Here is an 8719-nt window from a genome sequence, read left to right on the forward strand (position 1 = left end):
GGCGGGGCTTTGCGTCCTGGGCGCCGCCGCCCAGGACGCACCGCGCCAACGCGCGCGTGAGCTTGGCGTCGCGCCCGGCATCTTCAGCCCCGGCAGCAACAACGCGATCACCGACGTGGCCGGCGTGCGCGTTGGCCAGGTGACGCTGAGTACCGGCAATACGGTGCGTACCGGCGTTACCGCGATCCTGCCGCACCCGGGCAATGCCTATCGCTCGCGGGTGCCGGCGGCGCTGCATGTTGGCAACGGCTTCGGAAAATTTGTTGGCAGCACCCAGGTCAACGAACTGGGCGAACTGGAAACCCCGATCCTGCTGACCTGCACGCTCTGTGTGTGGAAGGCGGCCGATGCGATGGCCGAGTGGATGCTGGCGCAGCCGGACATGCAGCAGGTGCGCTCGTTGAACGTGGTTGTTGGCGAAACCAATGATGGCGGCCTCAATGACATCCGCGCACGGCCGGTTACCGCGGACGCGGTGCGCCGGGCATTGGAGAGTGCGAAGGGCGGGCCGGTGCAGGAAGGCAGTGTCGGTGCGGGCACCGGCACGGTGGCATTCGGCTGGAAGGGCGGTATTGGCACGTCATCGCGCAAGCTGCCCGAGAGCCTGGGCGGCTGGACCGTCGGCGTGCTGGTGCAGGCCAATTTCGGCGGTGTCTTGCAGGTGGAAGGTGCGCCGGTCGGGCGCGAACTGGACCGCTATGCGTTCCAGAATGCAGTCGCCGCGCAGGGCAATGTGCGCGGGCTTGCCGATGATCGCGGCGATGGCTCGGTGATCATCGTGGTGGCAACCGATGCGCCGCTGTCGGACCGCAACCTACGGCGTCTGGCGTCGCGTGGAATGATGGGTTTGGGGCGCACCGGCAGCTCCGCCTCCAACGGCAGCGGCGATTATGTGCTGGCGTTTTCAACGGCGGCGTCGGTGCGACGTGGGTTTGATGCCGCGCAACTGCAGACCACTGAACTGGCCAACGAGCAGATGAGCGCGGTGTTCCAGGCCAGCGTCGATGCGGTGGAAGAGTCGGTCTACAACGCCTTGTTCATGGCGACCACGGTGAGTGGCAATGGACAGACCGTGGAGGCTATTCCGCTGGATAAGGTGCGGGAGGTTCTGCAGCGGCATGGGGTGGGGCAGCAGGAGCGGTAGTTCGCGCGGGGTGTTGCAGATCTCAGCAATGTCGGACGCAAGCCCTTCTCCCGCCTGGGGGGTTAAGAACAGGCGTTCACGAGCCAAAGGCTCGTGACTGTTCGTACGCCCTGCGTGCTACGCAGGGCCGGGGCGCGGTGCGAGGTGCCCGAAGGGCGGATGAGGGGAGCTTTTGACGTTGCTTTGCCAGGAGCTTCCCCTCACCCCAACCCCCGCTCTGCGCCCCGGCCCTCGCGTCGCCGCGAGGGCGCTCCAAGAGTCGCGAACCAATGGTTCGCAAGCGCCTCTTTTCGCCCCACAGGCGGGAGAGGGGCTTAAGCCGGCTTACTGGTTCGTCACCACCGCCCCACCACCCAACGCCTTGTACAGCGTCACATCGTTGACCAGCTGGCTGCGCTTGGTCTGCGCCAGCGACAACTCGGCGTTACGGCGGGTCTGCTCCGCTTCCAGCCAGGTACGCAGATCGGTGGCGCCGGCGCGATAGCGCACCTCATACAAGCGCGCGATCTCCACCGCCTCGTCATACGAAGCCTGCGCAGCAGCGACCTGCTCCGCGAGGCGGGTGCGTGCCGACAAGGCGTTGTCCACTTCCGACAGCGCGGTATACAGCGTGCGCCGGAAATCATTGGCGGCGATCTGGTAGGAAAGATCGGCCGACGTGATATCCAGCTGCATCTGCCGGAATTTCAGGAACGGCAGGCTCAGGCCAGCACCCAGTGTCGCCACCGGATTGGTCAGCACATCCCCCAACGAGCTGCTGGAGCTGCCAACCGAACCACTCAGGCTCAAGCTGGGGTAATAGCTGGTCGCCGTCACCTTGATGCTCTTCAGCGACTGCCGCAGCCGCAGCTCGGCGGCACGCAGGTCCGGCCGGCGTGCCAGCAACTCGGCCGGCATGCCTTCGACCAGAGCCGGGCTCTGCGCGACATCAAGGTTCTGCGGCTCGTTCGCCAGCGGCCAGGGCTGGCCATCGAGCAGCACGGTCAAGGCATTGCGGGTTTCCACCCGTTGCTGTTCCAACTGCGACTGCGCGGCCTTCTGACTCTCGATGTTCTGTTGCGCTTGGCGAACTTCCAGCCGCGATACGCCGCCCGCATCGAACTGTGCCTGCACCAGGGAAGCCGTGCGCTGCAGGCGCTCAAGATTGGCCTGGCCAGTGGCAATCGCCTGGTTGAGGTAACCCAGCTGCCAGTACAACTCGGTGCTTTGACCAACCAGACTCAGCGCGGTGCTCTGCAGGTCCTGCGCGGTGGCCTGCGCTTCCCAGCGGGCGATGTCGCGCTGGCCGCGCAGCTTGCCCCACAGGTCCAGTTCCCAGCCCAGCGACACGCTGGCGCTGTGGTTGCGCGACCAGTCGTCGCTGCTGTCGGTACTGCGGCTGCCGCTGGCGCTGACCGAGCCGCTGGCTTGTGGCCACAGGTCGGCGCTGGTCAAGCCAGCCTGGGCGCGGGCACGTTCCAGCTTCAAGCCGGCCGAGGCCATGTCGGTGTTGCTGGCCAGTACGCGTTCGATCAGCTGGTCCAGGTTCGGATCGGCGAAGCCCTGCCACCAGGCATCTGCATGCACATCGGCAACCGGTGCGGTCACTTCATGCTCGATGGCCTGCGCCGGCGCATTGGCAGCAGCGTCGCCGCGTCCGTAGACGCTGGGCACGCGCAGGTCGGCGGCAGGGCCGGCGCTGGGCGTGGTGGCGCAGCCGACCAAGGCAGCGGTCAGGGCGGCGGAGAGCAGCAGGGGACGGAGTGCTTTCATGGTCATCTTCATTCGCGGGCCAAAGCCTCGACCGGGTCGAGTTGGGCGGCATTGCGGGCAGGCAGGAAGCCGAACGCCACGCCGATCAGGGTCGAGCAGGCGAAGGCGGCAATGATCGAGCCGGTGGAGAACAGCAGGGTGAAGCTGGCACCAAAGGTCTGGAAGGCCCAGCCGATCGACAGCGCCAGTGCGATGCCCAGCACACCGCCGAGCAGGCAGACCAATACCGCCTCGATCAGGAACTGCTGGCGGATGTCGCTTTGCCGCGCACCCACTGCCATGCGCACGCCGATTTCGCGGGTACGTTCGGTCACCGATACGAGCATGATGTTCATCACGCCGATGCCGCCGACCACCAGTGCAATCGCGGCGATGGCGCCGATCAGCAGGGTCATGGTCTTGGTGGTGGACTCGATGGTCTCGCGGATCTCGGCGGTATTGCTGAGGAAGAAGTCCTCGGTGCCGTGGCGCAGGGTCAACAGTTTGGTGATGGCCGACTGCGCGGCATCCATCGGCGTGTCGTCCTTCACCCGCAAGGTGATGCTGCTCAGGTAGGTCTGCCCCAGCATGCGTGCCATCACCGTGGTGTACGGCACCCAGACGCTGAGATTGGTGCTGCCACCAAAGCCCATCGACTGGCGCTTGGCCACGCCGATCACCCGAGCCGGTACATTGCCCAGCAGCACTACCTTGCCCAGCGGATCATCACTGCCGAACAGCTGGGTACGTGTGTTCTCGTCGATCACCACGACCTGTGCCAGGCCCTTTACCTCGCTTTCGTCGAAGTAGCGCCCGCTGACCAGGGTCATGCCCTTTACGCGGAAGTACTGGTCGCCGATGCCGGCGACCTGTGCCGAGGCAGCCTTGTTGCCGACCCGCGCGGTCACCGAACTGGACACGCTGGGGGTGACGCTGTCGATGTAACTCTGCGTGGCCAGTGCTTCGGCATCGCTGCTTTTCAACGTCTGCACGCGGGCCGAGCGCATGTCACCGAAGCCTCGGCCCGGATAGACGTCGATGGTATTGGTGCCCAGCGAGGAAATGTTCTGCAGGATCTGCTGCTGCGAGCCATTGCCCATCGCCACCACCGAGACCACCGAGGCGATGCCGATGATGATGCCGAGCATGGTCAGGAAGGTACGCAGGCGGTGCGCGTTCATTGCCAGCAAGGCCATGCGGAAGGCTTCGACGAAACGATCGCGCGCGGCCTGGAAAGCACTGCCGCCGGTGCGCACAGGGGCAGGGCGTTGTTGCTTCTGCAGTGCTGGCACCTTGTCGTTGCGACGGTCGGCGACGATCACGCCATCGTGGATTTCGATGATGCGTTGTGCGTGCTCGGCCACGTGCATGTCGTGGGTGACGATGATGATGGTCTGGCCTTCGGCATGCAGCTCGCCGAGGATGTTCATCACTTCTTCGCCCGATGCGCTGTCCAGCGCGCCGGTGGGTTCGTCGGCCAGGATTACCTCGCCACCGTTCATCAGCGCACGCGCAATGGACACGCGCTGCTGCTGACCACCGGACAACTGGCCTGGCTTGTGGCCCATGCGGTCGCTCAGGCCAAGGCGGGTAAGCAGGGCTTCAGCCCGCTCACGCCGCGCCTCGTGCGGGGTGCCGGCGTAGATTGCCGGCACTTCGACGTTGCCGCGTGCGTCCAGATCACCCAGCAGGTGATAGCGCTGGAAGATGAAGCCGAAATGCTCGCGGCGCAGCTCGGCCAGCTCGTCCGGCTGCATGCGGCCGGTTTCACGCCCGGCCACTTTGTACGAGCCCACGGTGGGGCGGTCCAGGCAGCCGAGGATGTTCATCAACGTCGACTTGCCCGAGCCGGACTGGCCAACGATGGCGACCATCTCGCCGGCATGGATGTCGAGGTTGACGTCCTTGAGCACGGCGATGGTTTCCTCGCCGGCCGGGAACTCGCGACGCAGGTCGCGCAGTTGCAGCAGCGGCTGGCTCATCGGCGCGGACCACCCATCATCGGGCCCATCGGGCTGCGCTGGTTACTGCTGGATTTCTCGCCGGCGGTGACTTCGCCGACCACGACCAGCTCGCCTTCCTTCAGGCCTTCCAGTACTTCGACGTTGGAGCCGTTGTTGAGGCCGACCTTGATCGTACGCGGCTCCGGCTGGCCGTCCTTGTTGACCACGCGGACCACGTAGCTGTTGCTCTTGGCCAGTGCGGCGGCATCCGGCTGGCGGCGCTGCTGGCGCTGGCCTTCCTGTTTGCTGCGGGCGGCGCGCTGCTCGCCATTGGCGGCATTCGCGCCGGGGCCACGGCCGCCTTCCGGCACCTTGGGGCCGAGTGCGACGGTGGGGATCAACAGCGCGTCCTTGGCTTGGGCCAGCATCACCGAGACCTGCGCGGTCATGTCGATGCGCAGCGTGCCGTCGGGGTTTTCGACGTCGAACAGTGCGTTGTAGTACACGGCCGTGCTGGAGCTGGACGAGGATGAGCTGCTGGAGGTGGTGCTGTCTGTGCTGATCGAGGCCGGCGCCGGGTTCACCGTGCGCAGCTTGGCTTCGTACTTGTGGTCCGGGTTGCCGAGGATGGTGAAGTACACCGGCATGCCGGGCTTGACCTTGACCACGTCGGCTTCAGAGATCTCGGCATTCACGGTGACCAGGTCCAGCCGCGCCAGCTTGACGATGGTCGGCGCGGACTGGTTGGCGTTGACGGTACGGCCTTCTTCGGCAACCACCGCGACCACGGTGCCGTCGATGGGCGCGGTGATGCGGGTATAGCCGAGGTTGGCCTGGGCGGTGCCCAGTTCTGTCTCGCGCTGGCGGATCTGCGCATCGAGCGCCCGGATCTGCGCACGGGTGCTGGCCAGGTTGGCCTCGGCCGACTCGTAGTCGGCGCGCGAGGTGGCTTCGGCGGCCAGCATCTCCTTCTGACGGGCGAAGGCCAGCTCGGACTCCTTCAGCGAGGCGGTCTGCACCGCACGTTGGGCGCGGATGTTCTCCAGCGCCGCCTCGGCGTTCTTCAGGCTGTTCTCCTGTGTGACCGAATCGATCTCGGCGATCAGGTCGCCTTGCTTGACCACATCGCCGAGCTGCACCTTCAGCACCTTGATCTGGCCCGAAGCCTGCGCGCCAACGCTGACCAGCTTGTAGGCATCGATGACGCCGGTGGCGTCGACCGTCTGTTCCAGATCGCCACGGCTGACCGGTGAGGTGGCCATCGAAGGAGTAGCGGGTTTGCGCGTGGCCCAGAACACGCCGCCGGCGATCAGGGCGACGATGGCAGCGGCAAGCAGGATGCGGTTGCGGCGGGAGGAGGGCAGCAGCTTCACGGTGATCAGGCACTCAGGCTGGGCCGCAGCGTGCGGCGTTGATGCCAGTGTGGTCAGCGCCCTGTTCAGCCTCAAGGCACAGTGTGTGTCGGCATGTATCAGGTTCAGCCAGCAATGTATCGCCGTGTATCAAGTGCGAGCCTTGATACCTGTGGATACACTGCGGCCGCGCACGACGATCCGCTAGCATGGATCATTGCCCCATGACGGACATACAGACCTTGCACCGCTTGTTGGTGGTAGACGACGACAGTGACATCCGCAGCCTGCTGGCCGAGCAACTGGGCCGGGCCGGCTATGCCGTGAGCACGGCGGCCGATGGCAACCAGATGCGCCAGGTATTGGCACGCGAGCACATCGACCTGATCGTGCTCGACCTGAACCTGCCACGCGAAGACGGCCTGGCGTTGTGCCGCGAGTTGCGGGTGCGTTCGACAACGCCGGTGATCATGCTCACCGCACGCAGCGAACCGATCGATCGCGTGCTGGGGCTGGAAATGGGCGCCGATGATTATCTGGCCAAGCCCTTCGAGCCGCGCGAACTGCTGGCGCGCATCCGCAACGTGCTGCGCCGGACCGAGGCCTTGCCGACCAACATGGAGCCGCTGGCAATGCGCCGGGCGCTGTTCTCCGGCTGGGTATTCGATCTGGAACACCGGCATCTGGTTGACCCGGCCAAGCGCGTGGTGATGTTGTCCGGTGCCGAGTTCCGCCTGCTGCGGGTGCTGGTGGCGCATGCCAACAAGGTGTTGTCGCGTGAACAGCTGGTGTCGCTGAGCAGCGGTCGCAACTACGAATCGCAGGACCGCGCCATCGACCTGCAGATCAGCCGCCTGCGGCAGAAACTCGCCGATGCCGGCGGTGCCGACGGCCTGATCAAAACGGTGCGCAACGAGGGCTATGTGTTCGCCAGCGCGGTGACGCTGGAATGAAGCGGCTGCGCCTGTTCCTGTCGTCGATGGCCGGGCGGCTGTTCGTCATCCTGCTGGTCGGCATGATGGTGGCGGCGATTGGCGCGACATTGCTGGCCGAGAGCCGGCGCCAGCAGGAATTCGAGCGGCAGAACCTTGCGCGTATCGCCGACCGTCTGCAGGGTTTCGTCAATCTGCTGGACGGCAACCCGGAGCTGCGCAGCCGCTTGCTGGCCGTTGGCGGGCCCAATGTGCGCGAAGTCAAAGGCGAGGTCCGCACCGGCGACATGGACCAGGCGCTGATGGACGTGTTGGCCGCCCGCGGTGGCGCCCTTGCCGGTGCCCAGGTACGGGCCAGCAGCTTCCGTGCCTGCATGCCGCCATTGCCGGAATTCCTGCCGCCGCCCGATCGCGGGCAGCGTCCTTCGCACCGGCACGAGCGCGACCCGGCGTTCACTCCGCCGCGCTGCCGGTTGGTGGAGTTGAAGCTCAGCGACGGTACGCCGCTGCGGTTGGCGTTGGAGTACCCGGCGATGGCACGGCGCTCTGCGGCGGCATTCGATCCATGGTTCCTGTCGCTGCTGGCGCTGGCGATTGGTTTGTTGGCTTACCTGGTCGCACGTATCGCCAGTTCGCCGCTGCAGCGCTTGGCAACGCACGCCACCGAACTCGGCCATGACCTGCAGCGCGCACCGCTGCCGGTGTCCGGGCCGCTGGAAGTGCAGCGCGCCGCCGAGGCATTCAATGCCATGCAGCTGCGTCTGCAGCGACACCTCGGCGAGCGCACGCAGATGTTGGCGGCGATCACCCATGACCTGCAGACGCCATCAACGCGGTTGCGGCTGCGCCTGGAGAACGTGCAGGACGAACAACTGCGCGAGCGCCTGATTGGCGACCTCGCTGCGATGCAGGCCTTGATCCGTGAAGGTTTGGAGCTCGCGCGCAGCGCCGAGAGTGCCGAACAACGCGCAGCGCTGGATCTGGATTCACTGCTGGAAAGCGTGGTCGAGGACGCCGCAGAGTCCGGTCATGATGCGGTGCTGGAGCAGGGAAGCGGCGCGGTGCTGATGCTGCGCCCGTTGGCAATGCGGCGCTTGTTCTCCAATCTGGTCGACAACGCGGTGAAGTACGGCCGTGCAGCGCATGTAAGCGCACGCCGCGATGGGGCTGCCGTGGAAGTGCGGGTACGCGACAACGGGCCGGGACTGGCCGAGGACGAACTTGAAGCTGTGTTCACCCCATTCCTGCGCTTGGAGACCTCGCGCTCACGCGAGACCGGCGGCGCCGGCCTGGGCCTGACCATCGCCCGCGCGCTTGCCGAAAAAGACGGTGCAAGCCTGATCCTGCGCAATCATCCCGAAGGCGGTCTGGAAGCCATCGTTCGGTGGGAAGCGCCGCAGTGGCCAGCCAACAGCCAAGACCGGTGATGTCTGTAGGAGCGGCGTCAGCCGCGAAGCCACAGATTTCCGCGGCGCCACCTGAGCCAAACCACCATCGGCCTGTCGAGCGCAGAAAGCTGTAGCCGCAATCTGTCAGATGGCCAGCTTCGCGGCTTACGCCGCTCCCACAAAAAGCGAGTGAGCCAGGATTCCTGGACTTTGTAGGAGCGGCGTAAGC

The 8719-nt window shown here is 65.8% G+C and carries 6 protein-coding genes; 3 read left to right on the forward strand and 3 right to left on the reverse strand.

Annotated features, from left to right (window positions below; genetic code table 11):
* Positions 1-1144 (forward strand): P1 family peptidase (locus QMX78_RS18250; RefSeq protein WP_282272204.1); only part of this gene is annotated, 1144 nt, incomplete at its 5' end.
* Positions 1145-1468: 324 nt separating this feature from the next.
* Here the strand turns inward: QMX78_RS18250 and QMX78_RS18255 are convergent.
* The 3 genes from QMX78_RS18255 to QMX78_RS18265 are packed head-to-tail and all read right to left on the reverse strand — an operon-like array spanning position 1469 to position 6197.
* Positions 1469-2896: an efflux transporter outer membrane subunit gene (locus tag QMX78_RS18255; protein WP_282272206.1), complete on the reverse strand. Its 1428-nt coding sequence runs from the start codon at positions 2894-2896 to the stop codon at positions 1469-1471.
* 8 nt (positions 2897-2904) lie between these two features.
* Positions 2905-4857 carry a MacB family efflux pump subunit gene (locus tag QMX78_RS18260; protein ID WP_282272208.1) on the reverse strand — a complete coding sequence of 651 codons (1953 nt, stop codon included), beginning with the start codon at positions 4855-4857 and terminating at the stop codon, positions 2905-2907.
* A complete protein-coding gene (locus QMX78_RS18265) occupies positions 4854-6197 on the reverse strand; it encodes an efflux RND transporter periplasmic adaptor subunit (protein ID WP_282272215.1) in 1344 nt (447 codons plus the stop codon). The genes QMX78_RS18260 and QMX78_RS18265 overlap by 4 nt, the downstream gene beginning before the upstream one ends.
* 197 nt (positions 6198-6394) lie before the next feature.
* Between QMX78_RS18265 and QMX78_RS18270 the strand changes: the two genes are divergently transcribed.
* Complete coding sequence (locus tag QMX78_RS18270) at positions 6395-7123, forward strand: response regulator transcription factor (protein WP_282272210.1); 729 nt, start codon at positions 6395-6397, stop codon at positions 7121-7123.
* Complete coding sequence (locus QMX78_RS18275) at positions 7120-8529, forward strand: ATP-binding protein (RefSeq protein ID WP_282272213.1); 1410 nt, start codon at positions 7120-7122, stop codon at positions 8527-8529. Before QMX78_RS18270 ends, QMX78_RS18275 begins: the two co-directional genes overlap by 4 nt.
* Positions 8530-8719: the final 190 nt, after the last annotated feature.

The organism is Stenotrophomonas sp. PS02298 (assembly GCF_029959445.1).
Lineage (GTDB): Bacteria > Pseudomonadota > Gammaproteobacteria > Xanthomonadales > Xanthomonadaceae > Stenotrophomonas.

Bases quoted from the DNA above. Each gene is read 5' to 3' on its own strand.
- QMX78_RS18255 (WP_282272206.1), bottom strand. From the start codon at position 2,896: ATGAAAGCACTCCGTCCCCTGCTGCTCTCCGCCGCCCTGACCGCTGCC.
- QMX78_RS18260 (WP_282272208.1), bottom strand. From the start codon at position 4,857: ATGAGCCAGCCGCTGCTGCAACTGCGCGACCTGCGTCGCGAGTTCCCG.
- QMX78_RS18270 (WP_282272210.1), top strand. From the start codon at position 6,395: ATGACGGACATACAGACCTTGCACCGCTTGTTGGTGGTAGACGACGAC.
- QMX78_RS18275 (WP_282272213.1), top strand. From the start codon at position 7,120: ATGAAGCGGCTGCGCCTGTTCCTGTCGTCGATGGCCGGGCGGCTGTTC.